General features: G+C 66.7%; 21 protein-coding genes, 1 tRNA gene and 3 pseudogenes. 11 read left to right on the plus strand and 14 right to left on the minus strand.

The features are described from left to right. Nucleotides 1–170: 170 nt before the first annotated feature. A complete protein-coding gene (locus ACZYY4_RS15550; RefSeq protein WP_463810898.1) occupies nt 171–938 on the minus strand; it encodes a YoaK family protein in 768 nt (255 codons plus the stop codon). Nucleotides 939–1,168: 230 nt separating this feature from the next. On the opposite strand from ACZYY4_RS15550, the gene ACZYY4_RS15555 reads away from it, so the two are divergent. Beyond that, nucleotides 1,169–1,771, plus strand: a complete 603-nt coding sequence (locus ACZYY4_RS15555) for a methyltransferase family protein (protein ID WP_463810899.1) — start codon at nt 1,169–1,171, stop codon at nt 1,769–1,771. Nucleotides 1,772–2,163: 392 nt separating this feature from the next. Here the strand turns inward: ACZYY4_RS15555 and ACZYY4_RS15560 are convergent, their stop codons facing one another. The 3 genes from ACZYY4_RS15560 to ACZYY4_RS15570 form a co-directional block, all read right to left on the minus strand. Beyond that, nucleotides 2,164–2,868, minus strand: a complete 705-nt coding sequence (locus ACZYY4_RS15560; protein ID WP_463810900.1) for a cation efflux transmembrane domain-containing protein — start codon at nt 2,866–2,868, stop codon at nt 2,164–2,166. A 457-nt stretch (nt 2,869–3,325) separates the two neighbouring features. Then, the gene (gene ctpC, locus ACZYY4_RS15565) at nt 3,326–5,461 is read right to left on the minus strand and encodes a manganese-exporting P-type ATPase CtpC (RefSeq protein WP_463811029.1); all 2,136 of its coding nucleotides are present in this window, start codon (nt 5,459–5,461) and stop codon (nt 3,326–3,328) included. A gap of 119 nt (nt 5,462–5,580) precedes the next feature. Beyond that, nucleotides 5,581–5,862 (minus strand): DUF1490 family protein, encoded by a 282-nt coding sequence (locus ACZYY4_RS15570; RefSeq protein ID WP_463810901.1) that lies wholly within the window; start codon nt 5,860–5,862, stop codon nt 5,581–5,583. A gap of 303 nt (nt 5,863–6,165) precedes the next feature. Between ACZYY4_RS15570 and ACZYY4_RS15575 the strand changes: the two are divergent. Beyond that, a pseudogene (locus ACZYY4_RS15575) lies at nt 6,166–6,288 on the plus strand (hypothetical protein); the annotation flags it as partial. A gap of 368 nt (nt 6,289–6,656) precedes the next feature. Beyond that, on the plus strand, nt 6,657–6,929 hold the full coding sequence (locus tag ACZYY4_RS15580; protein WP_463811030.1) for a CDGP domain-containing protein: 273 nt from the start codon (nt 6,657–6,659) through the stop codon (nt 6,927–6,929). Nucleotides 6,930–7,408: 479 nt separating this feature from the next. Here the strand turns inward: ACZYY4_RS15580 and ACZYY4_RS15585 are convergent. After that, a pseudogene (locus tag ACZYY4_RS15585) lies at nt 7,409–7,750 on the minus strand (copper-transporting ATPase); the annotation flags it as partial. Further along, nucleotides 7,716–7,997 (minus strand): DUF1490 family protein, encoded by a 282-nt coding sequence (locus ACZYY4_RS15590; RefSeq protein ID WP_463810902.1) that lies wholly within the window; start codon nt 7,995–7,997, stop codon nt 7,716–7,718. The pseudogene ACZYY4_RS15585 and the gene ACZYY4_RS15590, both read right to left, overlap by 35 nt. A gap of 203 nt (nt 7,998–8,200) precedes the next feature. Between ACZYY4_RS15590 and ACZYY4_RS15595 the strand changes: the two genes are divergently transcribed. Both ACZYY4_RS15595 and ACZYY4_RS15600 read left to right on the plus strand, forming a co-directional pair. Continuing rightward, a complete protein-coding gene (locus tag ACZYY4_RS15595; RefSeq protein WP_463810903.1) occupies nt 8,201–8,809 on the plus strand; it encodes a DedA family protein in 609 nt (202 codons plus the stop codon). 987 nt (nt 8,810–9,796) lie between these two features. Beyond that, a pseudogene (locus tag ACZYY4_RS15600) lies at nt 9,797–10,000 on the plus strand (transposase); the annotation flags it as partial. On the opposite strand, the gene ACZYY4_RS15605 reads toward ACZYY4_RS15600, so the two are convergent. The 5 genes from ACZYY4_RS15605 to ACZYY4_RS15625 form a co-directional block, all read right to left on the minus strand. Further along, entirely contained in the window at nt 9,962–10,093 is a 132-nt protein-coding gene (locus ACZYY4_RS15605) for a hypothetical protein (protein WP_463811043.1), read from the minus strand. The pseudogene ACZYY4_RS15600 and the gene ACZYY4_RS15605 overlap by 39 nt on opposite strands. Nucleotides 10,094–10,147: 54 nt before the next feature. Beyond that, on the minus strand, nt 10,148–11,134 hold the full coding sequence (locus ACZYY4_RS15610) for a hypothetical protein (RefSeq protein WP_463810904.1): 987 nt from the start codon (nt 11,132–11,134) through the stop codon (nt 10,148–10,150). Next, a complete protein-coding gene (locus tag ACZYY4_RS15615; protein WP_463810905.1) occupies nt 11,121–11,660 on the minus strand; it encodes a DUF6932 family protein in 540 nt (179 codons plus the stop codon). The genes ACZYY4_RS15610 and ACZYY4_RS15615 overlap by 14 nt, the downstream gene beginning before the upstream one ends. Before the next feature lie 58 nt (nt 11,661–11,718). Beyond that, nucleotides 11,719–12,318 carry a hypothetical protein gene (locus ACZYY4_RS15620; RefSeq protein ID WP_463810906.1) on the minus strand — a complete coding sequence of 200 codons (600 nt, stop codon included), beginning with the start codon at nt 12,316–12,318 and terminating at the stop codon, nt 11,719–11,721. A gap of 170 nt (nt 12,319–12,488) precedes the next feature. Next, nucleotides 12,489–12,794, minus strand: coding sequence for a helix-turn-helix domain-containing protein (locus ACZYY4_RS15625; RefSeq protein ID WP_463810907.1), 306 nt, complete (start codon nt 12,792–12,794; stop codon nt 12,489–12,491). A gap of 128 nt (nt 12,795–12,922) precedes the next feature. Between ACZYY4_RS15625 and ACZYY4_RS15630 the strand changes: the two genes are divergently transcribed. The 3 genes from ACZYY4_RS15630 (at nt 12,923) to ACZYY4_RS15640 (ending at nt 15,549) form a co-directional block, all read left to right on the plus strand. Then, nucleotides 12,923–13,855: a tyrosine-type recombinase/integrase gene (locus ACZYY4_RS15630; protein ID WP_463810908.1), complete on the plus strand. Its 933-nt coding sequence runs from the start codon at nt 12,923–12,925 to the stop codon at nt 13,853–13,855. Between the two features lie 8 nt (nt 13,856–13,863). Next, nucleotides 13,864–15,294, plus strand: coding sequence for a hypothetical protein (locus ACZYY4_RS15635; protein ID WP_463810909.1), 1,431 nt, complete (start codon nt 13,864–13,866; stop codon nt 15,292–15,294). A 179-nt stretch (nt 15,295–15,473) separates the two neighbouring features. Continuing rightward, nucleotides 15,474–15,549 (plus strand) — tRNA-Arg (locus ACZYY4_RS15640). Between the two features lie 38 nt (nt 15,550–15,587). Here the strand turns inward: ACZYY4_RS15640 and ACZYY4_RS15645 are convergent. After that, complete coding sequence (locus tag ACZYY4_RS15645; RefSeq protein ID WP_463811031.1) at nt 15,588–17,546, minus strand: hypothetical protein; 1,959 nt, start codon at nt 17,544–17,546, stop codon at nt 15,588–15,590. A 313-nt stretch (nt 17,547–17,859) separates the two neighbouring features. Between ACZYY4_RS15645 and ACZYY4_RS15650 the strand changes: the two genes are divergently transcribed. From ACZYY4_RS15650 to ACZYY4_RS15660, 3 genes are all read left to right on the plus strand, one after another. Then, on the plus strand, nt 17,860–18,867 hold the full coding sequence (locus tag ACZYY4_RS15650) for a DUF1254 domain-containing protein (protein WP_463811032.1): 1,008 nt from the start codon (nt 17,860–17,862) through the stop codon (nt 18,865–18,867). 77 nt (nt 18,868–18,944) lie between these two features. After that, on the plus strand, nt 18,945–20,009 hold the full coding sequence (locus tag ACZYY4_RS15655; RefSeq protein ID WP_463810910.1) for a poly-gamma-glutamate hydrolase family protein: 1,065 nt from the start codon (nt 18,945–18,947) through the stop codon (nt 20,007–20,009). A 4-nt stretch (nt 20,010–20,013) separates the two neighbouring features. Beyond that, entirely contained in the window at nt 20,014–20,838 is an 825-nt protein-coding gene (locus tag ACZYY4_RS15660) for a TIGR03621 family F420-dependent LLM class oxidoreductase (protein ID WP_463810911.1), read from the plus strand. Here the strand turns inward: ACZYY4_RS15660 and ACZYY4_RS15665 are convergent. Together ACZYY4_RS15665 and ACZYY4_RS15670 are read right to left on the minus strand one after the other, a co-directional pair. Further along, nucleotides 20,819–21,235 (minus strand): hypothetical protein, encoded by a 417-nt coding sequence (locus ACZYY4_RS15665; protein ID WP_463810912.1) that lies wholly within the window; start codon nt 21,233–21,235, stop codon nt 20,819–20,821. The two genes, ACZYY4_RS15660 and ACZYY4_RS15665, sit on opposite strands and share 20 nt — an antisense overlap. Before the next feature lie 9 nt (nt 21,236–21,244). Further along, nucleotides 21,245–22,831: an ABC-F family ATP-binding cassette domain-containing protein gene (locus ACZYY4_RS15670; RefSeq protein ID WP_463810913.1), complete on the minus strand. Its 1,587-nt coding sequence runs from the start codon at nt 22,829–22,831 to the stop codon at nt 21,245–21,247. Nucleotides 22,832–22,852: the final 21 nt, after the last annotated feature.

The following is a 22,852-nucleotide window of genomic DNA, read 5'->3' on the forward strand; positions in this document are numbered from 1 at the left end:
CGCTGATCTTCCACTTCGGCTCCTATCCGATCGACTCCTGGGATTCTATCTAAATATGCGTACATTTGCATGTATAAATACGATTGTCATGTGCTGCCCGGCGCTGCGGCAATGCCCCCGCGGGGCCCCGACGCCCGAAACACGGAAGGGCGACCGAACGGGGACCGCGGTCAGCGAGCATCGGTCAACGTCGGCTCCGCGGCCGCAAACCCAAGGGATGCGCGACGCCTGCGGTCATGTAGCAGGCTGGCGGCCGCGATCGCACCGCACACCGCCGCGGGAACGATCAGTGCGTAACCACCGAACCAAATACCGGTCAATACCCCGGCTGCGCCACCGACGAGAAACAGCAGCAACGTCGAGGCCAGAACGGCCGTCTTCCACTTATCGATTCCGTGCCGGCGGCTGCGGCCGAGCATGAGCCCGAGGTCGGTGATGGTGCCGGTGAAATGCGTCGTGCGGATCGCCATCCCACCGAAGCTTGAGGTCACGCCGTTTTGCAATCCCAGGGCCGCGGCGGCGAGCAAAGCCTGGACCACGGTTCGCTCCACCCCGATCGCGGAAAGTTCCGCCTGGACCACGGTTTCCTCAACCCCGACCGCGGCGAGCAACAACAGCGCGGCTTCGGCGGCCAGCACCGCGGCATGGCGCGGCCCGGTGTGAGCGCGGGTGGCCGCCAGCGCGGCGCCCGCGATCGCCGTGCCGCCCAGGAATCCGAACAGGATCGCCGCGAGCACATGGCCCTCGTACAACCACGGGTTCGGGTTGCCCGTGTTCATGCCCAACTCGGTGGTGACCGCGGTGAGGTTGCCCACCGGGAACGCCAACACCAGCAGCGCCACCGCGTTGACAAACCCCGCAACCCCGGCGAGCACCCCGCTGTATCCGAGCAGAAGCGCCCGCGGCGCCCACGGCACCGGCATCGCGGTATGGGACATGATCCCCCCTATCCGGTGATCCGCGGTCGGCGCGACGCTACCAACGCCGCCTTAAGACCACGTGATCACCTGTTGAACAGTCCGAGTCGCCGGCTTATCGCCGGCACCGTCTCGTTGTGCGTGTGGCGCCGATAACCAGTCGGAGCTGCCAAAGACCGACATGACGGAAACCTGTCGTACACGCTATCATGCATACATTGCTATGTATAGATGAATTGGAGGAGTTCCTGATGGCACTCACCGCAGTCGTGCTCTACGTGGTGTTCGGTGTGCTCGGGTTCGGGTGGCGCAGCTGGCGGCAGTGGCGCACGACCGGATCGGCCGGCTTCCGCGGCGTCAGCGGCCGGTTCGGATCGCTGGAGTGGATCGCCGGCGGCGGGTTCGTCGCGGCGATCGTCATCGGTGTCAGTGCGCCGCTGCTTCAGCTGGCCGGTGTGCTTTTCCCCCTCGAGGTGTTGCACGCGGACTGGATTCCGCCAACCGGGATCGTGCTCGCTGTGGCCGGCATCGGCGCAACCCTGTACGCGCAGAACGACATGGGCGAGTCCTGGCGGATCGGTGTCGATACCGGCGAGACAACGACATTGGTGCGTCACGGTGTGTTCGCGGTGGTGCGCAACCCGATCTTCTCGGCGATGCTGGTTTTCGCTGCCGGCATGGTGCTCGTGGCGCCGAATCCGCTCGCACTCGCCGGTTTCGTGCTGCTGGTCGCGGCGGTCCAGCTGCAGGTCCGCGTTGTTGAAGAGCCCTACCTTCGTACCGTGCACGGTCAGCGGTACCGCGAGTACACCGGCACGGTCGGGCGTTTCGTACCCCGAGTCGGGTTGTCCTGACGTCGCAACATTGGTGCGCGCGGGGCCGACAGATCTCCGACGACGCCAGCTCCGCTGCAGTGTTCAACTTCGGGATCGTCCACCCCGTCCGGGACTGACGCAACGCTATCGCCGAGGTCGCCCGGATACTGAGATCGGGTGGGTGGTTCTGCTTCGGAAGAAGTCACCGCCCACGCCCAGGCCCGCCCCACGGCCCGCTGACTGTTGGACCACCGCTTCTCGTTGTCCTCGGGTCAATCACCTACATCCGTGGTGATTATCTGCTCGGCGCCGCCAGGCCCATCTCGGGGAGCACGCGGATCGAGCGGTGCGTGGTCCTGGCTGCGCCAACCCCTCGTCACGCACACTGATCCAGCCAGCGTCGGACCCGCGACGACAACCATCAGCCGCGGTCAGCAGGCGCAGTCCTCACCCCGCCAGGACCGAAAACCCTGCCAGACCGCGGTGGCGGCAACGCCCAGTCCGATCACCGGGTCGAGCCACCAGCCGCCCGACCAGTTGGCGGTGACCGCCAAGCCGATCAGCACCGCGGCGGCTTGGGCGGCGCACAGATAGTTTTGCGTGCCTTCCCCGGCGGTGGCGGCCGAGGCCAACCGCGCGCCGAGGATACGTTGGGCGCGGCCGAGAATCGGCATCTGCAGCACCGCGAAGGCGGTCAACACGATGCCGATCACGCTGACCTCTGGGTGGCGCTCACCGAACAGATGATGGACCGATTCGGCGGCGATATACGGTGCGGTCAGCCAAAACGACACCGCCACACCGCGTTGGGCGCTGCGCTCGGCCGTCGCTGACAGGGTCCGTGAACCGGTGAACCGCCAGATCACCACCACGCCGGCAAGCCCCTCGGCCACACCGCCCAGCGCCCAGCCGGTCAGCGCGACCGACCCAGTCGCCAACCCCTGCCACAGCCCTACCACCGCCTGAACGGTCACAAACACCAGGCTGATCCACGCCAGTCTCCGCGCCCAACGGGCAGACCGTAGCCATCCCGCGTCCCGCACGACCGGTGTCGGCGCACCGTGGCTCGATACCGCACAGCAGCTATCGTCACTCAATTCGGCGGCGGGATTGTCGACCGGACTGGATGAAGTCACCAGGAAACCTCCATATGAATTACGACGATCTTGTGGAACAGCTAAAAGGGCACGCATGCCCGCGACACTTTCCGGCTCAGCAATGGCTCACAGCCGAAGAAATTCAGCGCCTGGTGGGCTCCGCCGGGTGAACGCGACTCCTGCGGCGGCCGACGGGCCCCGACGCTGGGTGGGGGGCATGCAGCGCAAATCGGCCCACTGGGGCGTCCTTCGCGTTCATCGACACGCGTTACCCACCGACACCCCACGCGCTGGCCTACCGTCGGACGGCCTGTGCTGCAGCTCTTTCGCAGAGCCGATTGTGACGGCGTGTCCGGCGATTCCCAGCGAGGGGAATGATTTCCGACGGCTATCCTCGGCGGGCGGTCGCATCGAGGTGTTGACCGCGGACGTTTCGGCCTCGCCGCGGCCATAGCCGCGGTGCTCACGACGTGAGATCTGGCGCCAACGAGCGACCTCATTCGGGGCGGCCCGCGCCGTCGGCCCGCGATGCGTTATCGGCGAGTTGGTAGCGGATCAGCCGGGAGCTGTTGGTGACCACGGCCACCGAGGACGCGTTGTGCAGGATTGCCGCGAGCACCGGCGACAGGGCTCCGCCGGCACCTATGAGCAGTCCGACGGCGTTGACCGCGATCGACATGCCGTAGTTCTGCCGGATGACCTCGACGGCGCGGCCGCCCAGATCGCGCACGTCGAGCAGGCGGTGCAGGTCGTCGTTGGCCAGCGCCACGTCGGCGGTCTCGACGGCGACGTCGGTGCCGGCCAGCCCCATCGCGATCCCGATATCAGCGGCGGCCAGTGCCGGGGCGTCGTTGACGCCGTCGCCGACCATCCCGACGACATAACCTTCGTCTTGCAGGGCTCGGACCACCTCGAGTTTGTCGTCGGGCAGCACTTCGGCGCGCCACTCGTCGATGCCGAGCTCGTCGGCGACCGCCGCAGCGGTATCGGCATGATCGCCGGTGAGCATGACGATGCGGCGAATCCCGTTGGCACGCAGCTTCCTCAACACGTCGGGCGCCTCGGGGCGAACTTCGTCGCGCAGGCTGATCAACCCCACCAGCTTGCCGTCTACCGCCAGCAGCAGCGGCGTTTCGGCCTGCTTACGCAGCGTGTCGATCCACTCCGAGGCTTTCTTGGACACCCGGACCTTTTCAGCGCGCAGCAGCGACGGGCTGCCCAACAGCAGGATCCGCCCGTCGGCCCAGGTCCGCATGCCCAGGCCCACCAACACCTCGCATTCCTCATGCGGCGGAATGCTGATGTGACGTTCCTCGGTCGAGCGGATCACCGCCTCGGCCAGCGGATGACGCGAGTGGATCTCCGAGCTGGCCGCATAGGCCAGCACCTCTTCTGGCTGCCAGTCCTTGTGCAGTGCGACGATGTTCGTCACCACCGGGCGCCCGACTGTCAAGGTGCCGGTCTTGTCGAACACGATCGCGTCCACCCGACCGGCCTGCTCCAGATGCGAGCCGCCCTTGATCAGGATGCCGCGGCGCGCCCCATTGCCGATCGCCGCACTGATCGCCGTCGGTGTCGACAGCCCGACTGCGCACGGACACGCGATCAACAGCATGGTCATCGCGCGCCGCACATCCCCGGTGATCGCCAGGGTGAGCGCGGAGACGATGAACGAGATCGGCACGAAGCGGCGCGAAAAGTTCTCGCCCACCGTTTGGATCGGCGCCCGATCGAGTTGCGCCTCCTCGACGCGGGAGATGATGCGACCGATGGTGGTGTCGTTGCCCACCGCGCTAGCGCGCACCACCAGCCGCCCGCGCACCACCACCGACCCGGCATGCACGGCCGACCCGGTCGTGATGCCGACCGGCAGGTTCTCTCCCGTGATCGCCGACTGGTCGACGACCGCCTCGCCGTCGACCACCTCACCATCAACCGGGATCGCCACATGGTCATGAATCACCACCTCGTCACCGATTCGCACGGTGTCGATCGGCACCTGCACCTCGCTGCCGTCTTCCAGACGAATCCAGGCGGTGTCGGCGGTGCCGCGCAACAGATCCGAGATGGCCCGCCGGGTCCGGCGCAGGGTCAGATCCTGCAGGTACTCACCGATATTGAGCAACCACAGCACAGTCAACGCGACCACGTTCTCGCGCAACAACAGGCTGGCCACCGTCGCGGCCGTCACCAGCGCATCGGTGCCGGCGCGCCCGGAGCGCAGCGAGCGCAGCGCGCCGCGGAAGAACGGATAGCCCATGAACACCGTCGCACCGGTCGCGACCAGCTGAGCGTTCGAGCCCAGCAGAGGCGGCCGCTTGAAGCCGTAGCGGCGCACACCCAGCAAGAACAGCGCCGCCCCACCGATGGCTAGGCGCAGCACGTCGGTGTTGCGGACATCAGCCGACCGCGGGGTGCGCGCGGGAATCAGCTCGGCGGCAACATGCTCGGCGTCGTGGATCCCCGCCAGGATCGCCGCACGGTCACAGCGCTTCGGTGAATACCACACCACCACCGACCCGGTGAGCGGATATGCATGCACCACCCGCACCCCGGCCCGGCGGCCCACCGACTCTTCGACCGCCACCGCACGACGCGAATCCGACCGCACCCACGACACCTGCACCCGCATCCGCCCGGCCGCATCCGAAACCACCACCAGGTCAGAATCACCCGGCGCAGGATCGGCGGCACCCGTATCCGACACCACCACCAGGGCAGCACGATTTGCCACAGTCACGTCAGGCGCGATCAGTGGTCGTGGTCGTGAACGTCCGCGGCGGCCGGCATCGGCGCCTCCTCACCAAGGCGCTCCCGCGCCTCGGCGACCACGTCGCCGACCTTCAACCGCGCCGACTCCGCCACCGTCTCGGCCCGCCGAGTACCACGCAAACCCAACTCCGTCGCGGCCACCGCGGTCCGGCGGACCGGCGCCGAACCGGCCACCTTGCGCAACAGCTCATAGGCGCTCACCCCAACCACCCCGGTAAGAACCATCGTGCCCGCCTTCGCGAACAACGCGTTCGGAATCATCGTCTAACTTCCTTCCAGTCTTGCCCTGCCGGCACCCATTCGGCCGGCCGGCGTGCGATCACGTCAACCAATGACGAGACTAACATAGTGATATTGCTATATCAACATATCAACGTGCCGCACCTGCCTTGAGCGCGTGGCCGGTGGTGGCGCCTCACTGATTTTGAGCGCGTGGCCCGGGAGGCTTGCCTGATGTGGAAGGCGAGATCGACATGGCTGCGAGGCGGCAGGTAACCAACAAACTGCAAGGTTTAGTACCGCAAGGCGCCGAAGGCGGATAAGGGCGAGATTCTGGAGTGGGCGATGTCGACGACCGGGATGGGTCGCTCGACGGCTCGGCGGATGCTGACCGGCCCGAGACTGCCGGACCCGGCCGAGCAGGTCGAACGGTCGCACGCTGCCTTGATGGGCATGCCGTGCGGCAAGTGTGCGCCCTTGCGTGGCTAGCGTTCGGCACAAGACCGCGCCAAGCGTGCGGCGAAATAGCCCCCGCGCCGTGGAACGCCACTACCGCATCGACAAAGTGCGGCGGATCAGCGAAGAGCGGCCCGCCCGGGTGGGCCGAAAACAAGCGGCCCGGCGGATCCACAACGACGGGCCGCCGCCCTTCTGACCGGCCTCGAGGTCCAGCCGGCGCAGCCTGAGCGCGCCGGCCCGACCGTCGATATCTCGCCGACCCCCGCGACGGCGGACGATGCCATGCGACCAAACCAAGTCCCCAGACCTCAGCGACAGTGCAGAATCGGACGGTGACGTTTTGGTCCAGTCGGTTGTCGACCGCGATCACCATCGCCATGCTGACAGCAGCGGCGGGAGTACCGCACGCTGGCGCCGACCCGGACCCCGGGTTTGGCGATAACGGCCAAGACTGCGAAAGTGACCCGGTCGGGACATTGTTCTGCGACGGCCCGGTCGAAGCCGACGGCAGCTGGACTCGCTGTGTGGAACTACCGCCCGTATTTTGGGAAGATCGGCCAATCAACCCGACCCCCATCTGCCAGGACTACGGTCCAGAAAATCCGCCCGGCCCCGGTCAGCCGTCCCGGCACATCGGGGACAGCCGGTGATTCCGGCACTAGGGTCTTGCATCCTGCGTGCGCAGCCCTCGCTGGCCGCTCATCCGCCGGCCGGTGTACGGGCGGTGAGGGATTTGGTGGGGATGCCGTCATTGGTGGGGACCCCGTAACTGGGATGGTCCGCGTAGTCGCCGCCAGCATCTCCGGTTGCGCGGTCACAAAAGACATGACGATCCTCCTCTATGGAGTGGCGACCGCGTATCGAGCCGAATTCGGCTCGAGGTGAAATACACCCGGTGGTGCGATGCGCCAGCGTGTGCGTGAAAAATGACTTCAGGTAAGCTGACTCAGGCTGTTTCGTGGCCGAGGTGGAACGAAACAGTTGTCGGTTCGAATAGGGACTATCGCCACTGCCGACTGAACTGCGTTCTCACCTCCCTCCTTGTTGCCGGGACATGCGGGGATGTCCACCAAGATGTACGCAGGGTGAGGCGCGCGGCGGTCGGCCGCACGCAGCACCCCTCTCGTCTTCGCGCAGTGTCGATCGTCACCTGCACCTCGCTGCCGTCGTCCAGACAAATCCAGGCCGTGTCAGCGGTGCCGCGCAACAGATCCGAGATGGCCCGCCGGGTCCGGCGCAGGGTCAGATCCTGCAGGTACTCACCGATGTTGAGCAACCACAACACGGTCAACGCGACCACGTTCTCGCGCAACAACAGGCTGGCCACGATCGCGGCCGTCACCAAGGTATCGGTGCCGGCGCGCCCAGAGCGCAGCGAGCGCAGCGCCCCGCGGAAGAACGGATAGCCCATGAACACCGTCGCGCCGGTGGCGCGATCAGTGGTCGTGGTCGTGAACGTCCGCGGCGGCCGGCGTCGGCGCCTCCTCACCAAGGCGCTCCCGCGCCTCGGCGACCACGTCGCCGACCTTCAACCGCGCCGACTCCGCGACCGTCTCGGCCCGCCGAGCCCCACGCAAACCCACCTCCGTCGCGGCCACCGCGGTCCAGCGGACCGGCGCCGAACCGGCCACCTTGCGCAACAGCTCATAGGCGCTCACGCCGACCACCCCGGTAAGAACCATCGTGGCCGCCTTCGCGAACAACACGTGCGGAATCATCTGTAACTTCCTTCCAGTCTTGCCCTGCCGGCACCCATTTGGGCCGGCGGGCATCCGATCACGTCAACCAATGACGAGGCTAACATAGTGATATTGCAATATCAACATATACTGATCGGATCAGTGGTGTCAGGCGTTACTTGTTGCGACCCGACAACAGCTCACCTCCCGCGACCGTATGCGACCGCTCAGAAAGAGGATTCATGCAGCAGTTCATCGTCAGCTTCGGGCTTATCGCGGTCTTTGTGCTGATGGTGGCCGAGTCGGCCGGTATCCCGATTTCCTCCGAGGTCACCATGCTGCTCGGTGGGGCGTTGGCCGGCGGCGCCGTGGCGGGCGTACACATGGACCTCCCGCTGGTGATCGCGGCCGGCACCGTCGGCAACCTGGTCGGCAGCTATCTGGGCTGGGCGGTGGGCCGCTACGGCGGCCGGGCCGCGCTACGCCGCTGGGGCCACCACTGGTGGCTAAACGAAACTCACCTCGACCGAGCGCAGCGGTGGTTTGCCCAGCACGGTGCCGCGTCGGTATTCTTCGGGCGCCTGCTGCCGGTGATCCGCAGCTTTATTTCGCTGCCGGCCGGGCTCGCCGGCATGCGGCCGGTCCGTTTCGGTGTCTACACCCTGCTCGGGTGCCTGCCCTGGAGCGCGGCACTGGCCGCAACCGGCTATGCCATCGGGGCGAACTGGCGGACCGCGGCTCACGCCTTGCACTCGCCAACCGCCCTCATCATCGCCGGGGCCAGCGCCGTGCTCCTCGCGGTCGCGGCAGTGTTCGTCATCCGCCGCCGCTCTCGCCCACACAGAGAGTGAACGCTCGACACTGCTGGTTGAACCGACCAGCCGTCGCTGCACCAGTGAGTACCGCCCGAGGGACTGTGGAAATAACGGTGTTTCCGGCACTGACACGCTGAGCGATGCTCGGCGAGAAAGGTGCCGTGATGACGACACTGGAAGATGTGCTCAATTGCCTTGACCTCGCCCACCCCGATCAGGAATATCGAGGCATCAGCATCGGCTTCACCGGCAGGACGGAGTAGCCCAGGGCCATCACGTAGTCCCTGGTCGCCACCATTGCTGCCGCCGACCCTCACCGCTGGACCCCTGCCGACCTGCTCGCCCTGGCCGGCGAAAACCTCCGCCGCGGTGGCGGCCGACCCCGGCTGGACTGCTGGTTGTCTGGGGTCAGGTCACCGGCACTGGAACGCGCAAGAGTCGATTCCGGAACGCGCCACTGGGCCGGATGCTGGGTCGAACTGGTTCACAGCATGTGCAATACGGGGTGACCTCATCCGTAATCGCATCAGTCCGTTCCCACGTCTGCCTTGGAATATCACCTCGGTCGGCAGCTGAAAAAGGCGGGGGCAGAGAAGCCGGGCATCGCGATGTAACCGCGGTAGGCCATCCCGAACAGCCGATGGTGGTCAAGGTGCAATAGCTGCCACCGACAACTATGCCGGCCCCGCCGCCGAGCACCATCGTGTTGTCGGCCAATGCGGTGATGTTCAGCAGGCCGGTGAGGGCCAGCAACGTGGCAACACTCGCGGCGATCGTCACACGGGGTCAGGCCCCGAGTTCCCGGGTCGAGCGCACTGGCAAGTGCTTTTCCGAGCCCGGATACCAAGCGCCGCGCGGCCGATACGCTCACAACGATTCTGAACCTGTCGGACCGGTCGTCTCGGTCTGTTGCCCAGAGCCGTTCGGCCATCCACCGAGGCCGCCCCTCACTCACGACCGCGGTCGGGCCAATCGACTGCTGACGACTCGATCCGAACTCGCCAACGTTTGCTGAACAACGTGCGCGGCTACGACGTGCTGGCCTGCCTCGACCACCACACCTCCAACGGACCCACCGAGGCCATCAACGGCCGCCTCGAAGCCCTGCGTCGTAACGTCCGCGGCTTTGCGGCAACCTCACCCAGCGGATCGACACACTCTAAAACCGGAAGAGCCGGATTTCCCGCTTCAGGACTGGTCGATCGTGGTCCGGGTGAGTTTGCGTAGCGGGCCGCCGAAGAACCGCGTCGACTCCGCCGGCGGCTGCGGGAGCATCGTCTGGCCCCGTGCGTTGGCGTGCGTCGAGCTGCGGCCGGCCACTCGGACCAGCATGACGATGCCGCTGCGCTACGGGCATCGGGGCGCCCTACTGAGCTACTCCGGTGGATTGAATCTTTCGAAAGACTGTGCCGTGTATGTCGTTTTGGCGTTGCCGCCTGGCGTGGTTTCGACTTTCATGATGGCCTCGATGCGGATGCGGTCACCGACGGCGAGCCCTTTGATCTGGCCGGAGCCGATGCGGCCGAGTTTGACGGTGATGACCTCGCCGTCATCTTGTTGGATAAGCCAGGATGCGACTGAGCTGACGGTGAGGTACTCGCCGGTGATGGTGACGGGTTGTTCGTCGAGGTTGGCGTGTTCGACGACGGTGGCGATGTAGCCGGCGGTGGCCGCAGTGACCTGGACGTGGCGGGTGGCGTGTGCGGGTTGTTGCCAGTTGATGTCGATGTCGAAGCGTGCGCGATCGAGTGTTCTGGCCAGGTCGCGGATGGCAGCGGCGGCGCGGGGCCCCATGGTGGTGAGTTGGCCGACGAAGTCGGAGTCATCAGGGTTGGGGCCGATCTCGTTGCCGGCGGTGAGGACGTCGATGGTGGTGCCGATAGCGGTGTCGAGCATCTGATTGCCGGTTTCGAGTTCCTCGATCATGCCGGGCTGTCCGACCTCGTCAACGGGGGCGACGGCGGGGGTGACGGTCAGGACGATCGACCCAACGCTCGGGGCGGCGGTCAGCAGCAGATCGGTGCGGCGTGACACGTGGGCGTTGGGCTTCTTGCCGAGGGTTTTGTCGCCTGTGTGTGCGGCGCCGACGGCGGTGGTCAGGCGTTGAAATCCAGTCATGACGTGGGCAACTTCGCTGACCCGCGCTGACGATCCGGTGACGCCGTCGCCGGTGATGCGGATGTTTCCATGCGACGCCAGCCGCCGGCCGAACGGATCGGGGTCCAGTAGCGCTTCGATACCGATGCGGGTGAGGTCCTCGGCGCAAGACCAGTCGGGGATCTGATCGGTGGTGGCCGGGTTGTTCATCGCGGCCAAGATCACCGATTCCAACCGGTCGAGTTCGTCGTCAGGTGTAGTCATCGATGATCACTTCCACGTAGCCGCGTTGCGGCCAGGCATCCGCCCGGGTTGCAACCCCAGTGGTTACGGTGCGCTGCAGCAGGTCGTCCATAGTGCCGCGGTGCTGGGTGTATCGGTCGTAGCGGTCGTCGCGGGCCTTCAGATCGGGTTGGCAGTGCCAGGCGGCCACGTGGGTGTCGACCTTGAGCCCGGTGAGGCGGCGAATGTGACCGGGTACCGCGAAGACGCGCAGGAACCGTGCGGCAGTGGCATCCAGGAAGGCTTTGTCGAGTTCGACGTCTTCGGCCCAGTACAGGCAGTTCACCGTCTGAGGCTGCGCGGCCGTCGACAGGAACGGCCCGTAGAGCCAGGCGGCGTTGAGATGCACGTAGCGGCCCAGCAAATTGGTCGCCGACGTCCAGTCACGCCACAACAGCGCACGCATCGGGTCATGTCCGTCGACGAATCGAGTGTGCAGTTCGTCGCGGGTGGCACGGTAGCGCCCGGGTGGCAGTGTCTCGTCGGGCCCGATCTGCGGTATCACCATCCACCCCCACTGTCGGCTGCTGCGACGTATCGGCTGTCCTCGGCAGCCCCGGCCGGTATCAGGTGGCGGCGAGTGCCGCCGCTGCCACATCGCCCGGCGGCGGCCACAGTTGATCGCTGGTCATCGCATCAGCACCGGTATCAGCGTCTGCGTTGCTGAACAGTGCGGTGGTGGTGTCGTCGATCGCGGTGATCACCGCGCGTGCCGCCTCAAGTAGCGGCCCACTTCGGTCGTCAGCACGATCGAGTGCGGCCGCGAGCTTGTCGCGTGCCGCCAGCAGCGCACCCATGCTTGCCGGTGTAGGCGGTAGCTGTTCGGTGACGAATGCGCGCAGCAGCTCATCCAGAGCGCGACGCTGCCGGGTGCTCATGCGCTGCGCATCGACAGGCAACCGATATTGCTCAGCACCAGGAGGCCGCACACCGGCTGCCGCGAACGCTGCCGTTTCGGGCACCTCCGCCAGGTAGGCGATGGCCCGCAGGGATGCGTCGGTGGGCCGCGACACATAAGCGCCTTGGCGAAGCCGATTAAGGGTCGTGTGCGAGATGTCGTGGCCGGCGCGCTGCGCCAGATCGGCAAGCCTGCGCGCCGATGCGCCGTCGTGGCGTTGCATGGCGACGTCGATCAGATCCACTAGCGATTTGTCGCGGTTACCCATCACCACACCCACCTTGCGTCATCGCCTCGAGGCACGCCCACGTGCTGCCCATTCTTATGGAACATGGAACATGAATCAAGCGTGACTTTTGGCGTGTCGCTGCAATGCAACCCTGTTCCACGGTTCGTATCGTGACACACGTGACACGTTCCAAAATGGGTTTCAGGAAGTCACTCCCTCAGGGCCGGCCCCGGCCACAGCGGGCGGTCCAGGCCGCGATCGAGGCTGGCCAGGGTTCCGATGTCACACAGCACGGTGCCGGCCAGGATGCGGCCGATGGTGGTGTGGGCGAACCCGGTGGCCGTGGCCAGGGCGCGTTGCCCGATCCCGGTCTCGATCATTGCCGCCTGCAGCGCACGCGCCAGGCACTGAGCCGCGAGCGCCGAGGCCGGGGCGTCGGGAAACAACTGCCCATCGGGCCATGCTCCGGCGGCCAGGTATCCGACAGGCGAGCGATCACCGTGACTGCGCGGCATGAGCCGACGATATCGCGCACCGACCACCCGGGCATCGGCAAAACGCAGCCCCCCCACCATTCTGGTGCACGTATGCACCACGATGGAAGGGTCCGCAACGGTGAATCACGTCTCGACGTGGGCAGATTATGAGTACAGCACAGTTGGTGTTGGCGTTGCCGTGGGGTCCGGCCATGGCTGAGAGCAGCCTGGTGAGCGCGGTGGACACCGTGGTGGCGGCGTGGAGCGTCGACGGGGCGATGTCGGATCAGACACTGGACAAGTTCGCGCTGCTGGCGCGCCGCTTCACCCGGTTCGCCGCCGCCTACGACGTCACCACTCTCGCCGGCGCCGACTACGAGCTGGTGACCAAATTCGTTGCCGCCAAGGGGCGCTCCCGCCACGGCACGGTCACCTCGGCTGCGGTGGCCACCATGCACAATCGGCGCGCAGCCCTGCGGGCCTTCTTCCGCACCGCGCGCCGCCTGGGACTGGCCCTCGATGATCCAACCAGCCAGATCGACCTGCCTGAGCGGGAAGCCACCTCGGTGCGGCCGCTGCGCGACGACGAGGCGGCGCTGGTGCGGTTGTTCGCTGAGCACGCCACCCCCACCCGGCACGCTGCAACCGTCGCCCTGCTGCTGGCCGGCGCCCACACCAGCGAGCTGGGCTATATCCGCATCGCCGACGTCGACACCACCGGCAACACCGTGTGGGCACACGGGTCGAGCAAACACCGGCCTCGCCGGCTTGACCTGGACGCCTGGGCACGTCGCGTTGTCTCCCAACGCATCACCTACTTGGCCGAGCAGGGGGCTGGCCCGGATGCGATCGTGTGCACCGGTTCAGAAGGATCCGATGCCCAACGCCAAGCACGGGTCTGCGTCACCGTCCGCGACGTGCTAACCCGCTCCGGGCTGACTGGAACCGCCGGCATCAAACCCTCCTCGCTGACCGCGCATGCAGGACGACAGGTTTTCGACGACACCGGACGCGTCGAAGCCGCTGCCCGCCTTCTCGGATCGAACTCGCTCGACGGTGTGGCCGCCCTCATCGGCCACCAGTGGAACGCTGGCGACTGAACAGTCCCATGTCCAGCACGCACCGTCTCCCGCCTCGGCGCCGGCGTGCCGATGCCCACGGTGCGCACCGCATCAACCAACACAGCGTTCACTCCCGCCCGACCCCTGGTGACGACAACACGCTGCTGGAGATCGACAAGGTCCGCGCCGTCGCCGCCTATAGCGCGTTGTATGCGATCAGCGACCTGATCCCCGATCGACTCGCCAACACCCCCGGGCGTCCGGCCCACTACCCCGGATGGGTGTCAGTCATCCACAAAGTGCTGCACGGGGCGTTCGGCAGCGCCAATTATGCAGCCCGGATCATGGCCAATCCGCAGTACTGGCAGATCATCTGTGAGCACGCCGCCGCGTGCGGCAAAGCCGCGCGCGCCACACCACCGAGACGTCACCACCACACCTACGCTCAACACCGACTCGAGACCCACGTCGATGACCTGCATCGGGGCCTGCTCGACACCGCAGCCACCCTGGCCCGCCAACTCGACTGCCTCAACCCGAACATTCGAGCATCGCGCACTGACCCCGCCCGCGGCCAGTTCATCGTCGGGGACGGCACCGTCGTCGCCGCCCCTGAGCGTAAGTCGACCATCGAACGTAAAACCGCCGCCGGCGGTCGCCGCGTCAATGCGCATCTGGAAGTCCAAAATGGTGACGGCGCACCAGAATTCCGCTACGGCACCAAATTCGCCATCATGAGCACCCGCCCCGACAACACCCGCAACCTACGCGTCGTCCTCGACACCACTCCCGTGCCACCCGGCAAAGGCTACAAAGGCGAAGCCGGCATCGCCCTGGCCATGCTCGACCGCCTCACCAACCGACCCGACGTGCGCGTCGACGGTATCTGCTACGACGGCGCCTTCCGCGGCACCCACATCAACCACGCCATGAAAGCCGGCCTCACCGTCCTGGCCCCACCGCACTCCGGCACCGCCGTACCGACCCCGTTCACCACCATCAACTGCCGCTGCGGCGACACCCACACCCTCTGGACTGCCAGCGGGCGCCTGCACGAGCGGACCATCCTCGACACCGGCGAAACCCACCTCCAACCCCTACCCATCGCCAAGGTCTACTCCCGGCGCAACCCCGCCGGAACCCACCGCTGGTACATCGACTTCGCCACCACCTGCGGCACCGTCCAACACGAACGACTCGACATCACCGACGACGACACCGCCAAGGGCTACAACCGCACCGAACACCTACGTCAGCACACCAAAACCGACACCGGCGACAGCCTCTACGACCGCTGCTATGGCTGGCGCGAAGACGCCGAATCCCTCAACAACACCCTCGACCGCACCCTCTACGGCGGCCGCATGACCGCACACACCGCCACCCGACAGCACGCCGTCATGATCGGATTCGCCCTCGGCCGCAACGCAATCGCCAACTACATCCACCAACGACAAGCCCAACCCGCCACCGTCTGACGCCCACCACACCGGACCAGTCTGCCCGCAGGCCAGTCCCATCCGCCCCGCGAAGCACCGTGGACTCACAGGCATCGCCAGCACCATCGCAACACGCCGCCAAACACTCGGACCGACCGCGCACCATGCGCCCGCGGGCATCCACTAGTGTTTTCAACACCTATTCCTACAGGTCCCCCGCCCCCGTAGCTCAGGGGATAGAGCACGGCTCTCCTAAAGCCGGTGTCGCATGTTCGAATCATGCCGGGGGCACCAAGTCCGAAATTGTTGCGTGCCTCCCGGCGAACCCGGGTTCAGCCCCCGAACAGGTCGCTGAGGTCGAAGCTCGGTGTGGTCGCGATCAGGTCCGCCATGTTCGCCCACTGCTGGGCCGCCTGCTCCCCCAGTTCGGTCGGCCAGGCGTTGGTGGCGGTCAAGATCACCGTCGCCAGGTCGTCACGGGCGTTGAGCAACCCGGACAGGATGCTGGTGTTCGGATCGAACAGCGCCCCGTTGATGGCCGGGATCAGCAGCTGGGGCATCACCACCGACAGCGCGGTCTGGGCCAGCGCCAGCGTGATGGGTAGGTTGATGTCGCTGGCCAGCAGCGGCAGGTTGTTCCACACCGCCGTCAGGCTTTCCATCGGGTGCTGCAACACGCTGTTCATGACGGCGTCCCAGTTCGGACTCAACGCATCGGTGAACCGCAGCGCGATCGGGGTGAACGGCTCACTGCCGAACACCGCGTCGTAATTCTCGTTGCCCATCACGCCCTGCAGCCCGTTCATCAGCAGATGCTGAATCACCCAGTCGGGTTGGGCGCTCATCCGGGACACGTTCAAGGCGTAGTCGTAGGAGAACACCCGCTGGGCCATGTCGGCGGCGAATTCCTCCGGGCTGACGGTGGGCGTGTCGGTCGGCAGGTAGGCGCCCAAATCTTCAATCGGCACCACGTGCGCCGTCACCCCCTGCCCGATCGCGGCGTCGGGGTCGGTGACGTTCTCGAACCGGGCGAAGATCTCACCCCGGGTGAGGCCACCGGTGTCCAGCCAGTTCGCCACACCCGGATTCGTCGCGCTGACAACGTAATAGGTGTAGCCGTCGGCGTCCTGGTAGGTGCTGGTGTGGTTGAGCGTGGTCTGCGCCATCACGTACGGCAGCGCGCCGCCGTAGACGTTCATCAGCTCGATGCCGCTGTAGGCCGCATCCACGGTGGGCACCTTGATGACCAGCGCCTCACCGGGATCCAGATCGAAATTGCCGCCGGTGACGACCGCACTCGCCAAGCCGGCCCCGTAACTCGTCTCCGGACCCAAGTCGTGCATGGTGTTGGCGGGAATGTTCATGCCCACCGACGCCCCGCCCTCGATGCTCCGCTGATTGAACGGGCCGATGATCTGGGCGAAGGCACTGAACAACGTGGTGAGCATCGAATCGACCGAGGTGATGCCGCCGGATCCCCCGACCGCCGCCGCCACCGGGTCGTCGCTGGGGAAGAACCCGCCCTCCGGGATGGCGAAGAACGGCGGGCAGTCGGAGACGCATTGCAGGGAGACGCTGCCGGGTCCCTTCGCCCAGTCACCCATCATGTCCCGGATCAGCAGGGACGCGGCTCCGCCGACGGTGGCGTCGGTGGAATCCATGAAGTTGAGGGCGCCGGCCGGCGCCTCCGGCCCGATATAGATGGTGAACGTGCCGTCGGGATTGAGCACCAGGCCGTGGCCGAGTTCCAGGTCCTCGACGGTCTGCGCGGAGCCGCCGGTGATGGCCTGGGTGCTGACGGTGAAGTGCTCGGTCCCCCCGCCCAGGGTCCCGTGCAGCGCATAGGTCGCGCCGGGAGCCAGGCCCGCGGTCACGTGGTAGTAGATGTCGGGGGTGAAGTAGTCGAAATACTGCCGGGGGTCGGCGGCATTGCCCGCAATCGCCTCGGGCGATTGAAAAAAGACTCCGTTGAACAGTTCGGTGACCCTCGATAACCCGGCGCTGAGCAATTGGTAGTTGGTGTTCTGCAGCATCGTCATCAGGTTGTCTTCGCTGCCGGCCACGGCATACGGCAGTGCCATGTCATAGTCGACGGCCTGCTTCATGGCGGCGATCAGCTCATCGATTGCCGGCTGGAACCCATCCGTCGACGTCAACGCCACCGCGGGCGCGGTTCGAGCGGTGACCGCCGGGGCGCCCACCACGATTGACAGCGCGGTGCCCAGTGCTGCTGCGACGAGCCCGTACCGCCTGACCTGGCCGGAACGGTCGCATTCGACACTCCCGGTCATGCGCACGGCCGCCCCCTTGGTTTGGGTCTCTAATCATTCGCTCATCGAATTAATGGCAAACTCTCATTCGGGACCATACGTCGGGAGCCTGGGGCGTGCAATGACTTCACCTGAATTCCGCTACCCGTGTCGCGAAACCTTTTGCCGACATCGACCGGTGCCGACAGGTAGGTTGCGCTGCATGTCGAAGCGATGGCTCGCTGCGTTCGGCGTGGCGACTGCGGCGTTGACCCTCTCCGGATGTGGGCTGACGGTGACGAAGGCCGGCCCGGACCCACTGGCGCACCAGGCACCACGCAGCACCCCCAACGGCATGGTCTTGGTATCGCCGGACAACTTCGTGCGGGCCGTGACCGACCAGGAATTCACCAACGTCGTCAACGAGAACGGTTTCGGCCGCTTCTTCCACATGCGTGAGCTCACTCCGATCGACCGGCAACTGGTGGTGCGATCCAACCGGGACACCCTGTATTCGGCGGCCGTATTCGACCTGCAGGCGGGTCCGGTGACGATCACGCTGCCGGATCCGGGTGAGCGGTACATGTCGGCGCAGGTGCTCAACCAGGACGAGTACGTCACCGACACGTTCTACGGCAGCGGCGAGCACACCCTCGACCAGCAGCAGGTCGGCACCCGCTACGTCATGGTCGTCGTCCGCGTCCTGGCCGACGCCACGGATCCGGCCGATCTGGCCACCGCACGCCACTTGCAGGACCAGATCACAGCAGCCCAGGAGGACTCCGGCAGCTTCGAGGTGCCCCGGTGGGATCCGGTCAGCCAGAAGAAGGTCAACGACGCGTTGCTGGTCCTGGCCGAGACCATCCCAGACACCCGGGGCATGTTCGGCACCCTGGCGGACACCGACCCGGTTCGGCATCTGATCGGAGCCGCTGCGGCTTGGGGCGGCAACCCGGAGACCGAAGCGCTGTACCTGAATGTCACCCCGGCCCGCAACGACGGCAACACCGTGTATCGGCTGACCGTCAAAGACGTTCCGGTGGACGCTTTCTGGTCGGTCAGTGTCTACAACAAGAACGGCTACTTCACCGAGAACCCGCAACAGGCCTACTCACTCAACGACATCACCGCGACGAAGTCCGACGACGGATCGGTGACCGTGCAGTTCGGCGGATGTTCGGCCACCGCCGTCAACTGCCTGCCGATCACGCCGGGTTGGAACTATCTGGTCCGGCTGTACCGGCCAGAACCGGACATCCTCTCCGGGAAGTGGGTCTTCCCGGCGGCGCAACCGGAGGAGACGGCCGCCGTCGACACCCGCCCGCCTCCGCCGGCCACGTACCCGACGCGTCCGCCGCGCTGAGGAACATCGACGCACAACCCGACCCGACCGCCGTTAGTCTGCTGATTGTGGTGTTCAACTGGCAGACGCCGGGCTAAGTGCCGCTGACACGGCATGCCTACTTCGCGTACGGGTCCAACCTGTGCGCACAGCAGATGGCGCGCCGCTGCCCCGAGGCGTCGGACCCCCGCCCGGCGACGCTGGCCGACCATGACTGGCTGATCAACCAGCGCGGCGTGGCCACCGTCGAGCCCTTCCCTGGTTCGCGCGTGCACGGGGTGCTGTGGCGAGTGTCCGATCGCGACCTGGCCGCATTGGACAGCGCCGAGGGTGTTCCGGTGCGCTATCACCGGGATCGGCTGACGGTGCACACCACCGACGGATCGGCGCCGGCCTGGGTGTATATCGACCACCGGGTACAGCCAGGTGCCCCGCGCAACGGCTACCTGGAGCGCATTGTCGGCGCCGCCGTCCAGCACGGGCTGCCCCAGGCATGGATCGAGTTTCTGCGCCGCTGGGATCCGGTCCAGTGGCCGTTGCGCACACCTCCGGCAAAGGATGCGGTGCCGCAATCGCTTTCGGAATTGCTGGCCGACCCCGACGTCATCGAGGAGATCCGGTTGCGATCGCGGTTCGGCTTCCTGGCCATTCACGGCGGGGGCCTGGAGCAGATGACCGATGTGATCGCCGAACGCGCCGCCGAAGCCGCCGGCGCATCGGTGTATCTGGTGCGGCATGCGGGTAGATGTCCGAGACACCTGCCATCGGCGCGCTACCTCGCAGCGGAGTCGCCGCGGCTTGCCGAATTTCTCGACCACGTCGACGTCGTGGTGTCGCTGCACGGGTACGGCCGGATCGGACGCAGCACCCAACTGCTGGCCGGGGGCCGCAACCGCAGACTTGCCGCGCACCTCTCCCGATGCCTTGATCTGCCGGGCTATCAGGTGATCACCGATCTGGACGCGATCCCGGCGGGTCTGCGGGGCCTGCACCCGGCGAATCCGGTGAATCAGGCCCGCGGCGGCGGGACCCAGCTGGAACTGTCGCCGCGGGTCCGCGGCATCAGCCCTCGCAGTCAGCCGCCCGGCCGGGACGGTCTGTCACCGGCCACAGCGGCACTGGTGCGCGGCCTGGCGGCCGCGGCCCAATCCTGGGATATTTAGGAGGTTGTTGGTGGACAAGCAGTTTCGCTTCGGCGTGGGTCTGCACACGATCGGGTCTGCGGCCCTGCTGGCCGAGACCGCACGGCGGATGGAGGGCTTCGGGTTCGACGTTCTCAACGTGCCCGATCACCTCGGTGCCCCGGCTCCCTTCCCCGCCTTGGTCGCGGCCGCCGCGGCCACTACGACGATCCGGCTGGGCACCTACGTGCTCAACGCCTGCTTCTACAAACCGGCGCTGCTGACCCGCGACATCGCCGACGTGGACCTGCTGTCCGGTGGCCGATTGGAGGTCGGTCTGGGCGCCGGCTATGTCCGCGCGGAATTCGAGGCCGCCGAACTGCCGTTCCCGACCGCCGCCCGCCGCATCGAGTACCTGGAACACCTGACGACGTATGTGGCCACACATCAACCGCGGGTGCCCATCCTGATCGCCGGCAGCGGCGACCGGCTGCTGACAGTGGCGGCCCGGCACGCCGGCATCATCGGACTGACCGGCGCGCTGGTGGCCGGCGCGGATGACCCGCTGGCCGAGCGCGTCGCCTTCGTCCGCGCCGCGGCCGGCGACCGGTTCGAGGATCTGGAACTGAATCTGGCCATCACGGCGGTGCCGACCGATGACTCCGGGATGCCCAACCTGTCGCTGACCCGCCAGTTCGCGCCGACACTGTCGGATCAGGAGTTGCTGGCCATGCCCACCGTGCTGTCCGGATCTCCGCACGAAATAGCCGATACGCTGCGGGAATACCGCCGACGGTACGGATTGAGCTATCTCACCGTCCAGCAGAACCACGCCGAAGCGTTCGCGAAGGTCATTGCCGCGCTGCGGTGATCAGAGCCCACACCGAGCAGACCAGCGCGCCGACCACGCTGACGGCGCCGATGTACAGTCCGTAGCCGGCGGTGATCGGCGCAACGACGTTCAGCCGGTAGTACCAGACGCCCAGCCCGGCGATGCCCGATGACATCACCAGTGCGGCAACCGAGGCCAGCCGGCTGAAGAGTCCGCGACCGATCATCGCGCCGGCCACCAGCAGAGCGGCCGCCAGCAGCGCGATCAACTGGCTGACGCCGAAGCGGGGCGGCAACGCGATGGCACCGACGCTGCCGCCGATGGCACTGGCATGCCCGCCGCCGTTGGCCGAGGTGGTCAGCCACGGCAGCCACACGCTGACCGACAGGATCACGGCGAACAGCGCGACGAGCCAGCCGGGGTGTAGGCGAGTCATGTTGTGACACTAGCTCGCATCGACGAGTTCGCCGCTGCGCGGCATCGTCAACGTCCTGGTCAGGCCGAGCCGGGCCAGGAAGTCGTCGTCGTGACTGACCACGATGAACGCTCCGCGGTAGCTGCTCAGTGCCTCGACGAGCTGACCGACGCTGGCCAGGTCGAGATTATTGGTCGGTTCGTCGAGCAGTAGTAGCTGCGGTGGCGGGTCGGCGAGCAGCAGCTGGGCCAGTGCGACGCGGAACCGCTCACCACCGGACAGGCTGCCGATCGGCCGGGCCACACAATCGGCGTCCAGCAGAAACCGGGCCAGTTGGGCGCGCACCGCCCGCGGTTCGCTGCCGGAGATCGCCGACACGGCGTCGAACGCGGACACCGTGTCGTCGAGATGATCCAGTCGCTGCGGAAGATAGCCAACCCGGTCGGTCAACAGCCGGCCGCCCGCACCGGTCCGCAGCGCTTCGAGCAGTGAGGTCTTGCCGACGCCGTTCGCGCCGTCCAGCGCGATGCGTTCCGGCCCCTGCACGATGATCGGCCCGCCGCTGCCGGGCAGTTCGGCCAGCCGGCGGCCCGACGGTACATCCGGGTCCGGTAGGTCGACGCGGATGTGTTCCTCGTGGCGGACCCGGGCGGATGCGGCGTCGGAGCCGGCTTGCGCGTCACGTACCCGCGCGTCAAGGTGTCCGCGCAGCCGGCCCGCCGAAACCTGTGCGTTGGAAGCGTTCTGGTTCATCACGATTTTCGCGGCGCGCTTGTTCTGATACGAGGTCCGGGCGGCGCTGCTGCGGCGGGCGAGCTTGGTCTCAGCCTCTAAGCGCTGCCGCTTTTCGACCTTGACCACCTGTTCGGCGGCGCGGGCTACCGACCGGGCGGCAGCCTGCTCGACGTCCAGGTGCGCCCGCCACGCGCTGTAGGGACCACTGAAGGTGGCCAGCCGCCCATCGTGCAGTTCGGCGATGCTGTCCATCTGCTCCAGTAACGCGGTGTCATGGCTGGCCACGATGAGCGCCCCCGGCCAGGCTCCGACGAGCTGCGCGAATCGCTCGCGGGCGGTTCGGTCGAGATTGTTGGTCGGTTCGTCGAGCAGGGTGATCGGGGCGGCCTTCAGGCGCAGACCGGTCAGCGCCACCAGCATCGCCTCACCTCCGGACAACTCGCCGGCTCGCCGATCGAGGTCGCTCGACCCCAGCCCGATGGGTCGCAGCACCGCGTCGGCCCGGGATTCGATGTCCCAATCGTCGCCGATCACCTCGAAGTGGGCTTCGTCGGCAGCACCGCTTTCGATCGCGCGCAGCGCGGCGATTTGCCCAGCGACGCCGAGCAATTCGGCGATCGACGCACCGATGTCGAGGGTGAGCAACTGCGGCAGGTAGGCGACCTCGCCGACCGTGGTGATGCACCCGGTTGTGGCAGTCAGTTCACCGGCGATGAGTCGCAGCAGCGTGGATTTTCCAGCGCCGTTGACGCCGACCAGGCCGGTGCGCCCGGCGCCGAACGAGCCGGTGACACCGGCCAGCGCGGTACCGCCGTCGGGCCAGGTCAAACCGGTATCGGTGAGGGTGACAACGGAACTGAGGTCAGAAAAGGGCTTGGACATGAGGTCTCCGGGAAAGTCAGC

The organism is Mycobacterium sp. IDUB_21 (genome assembly GCF_055419425.1).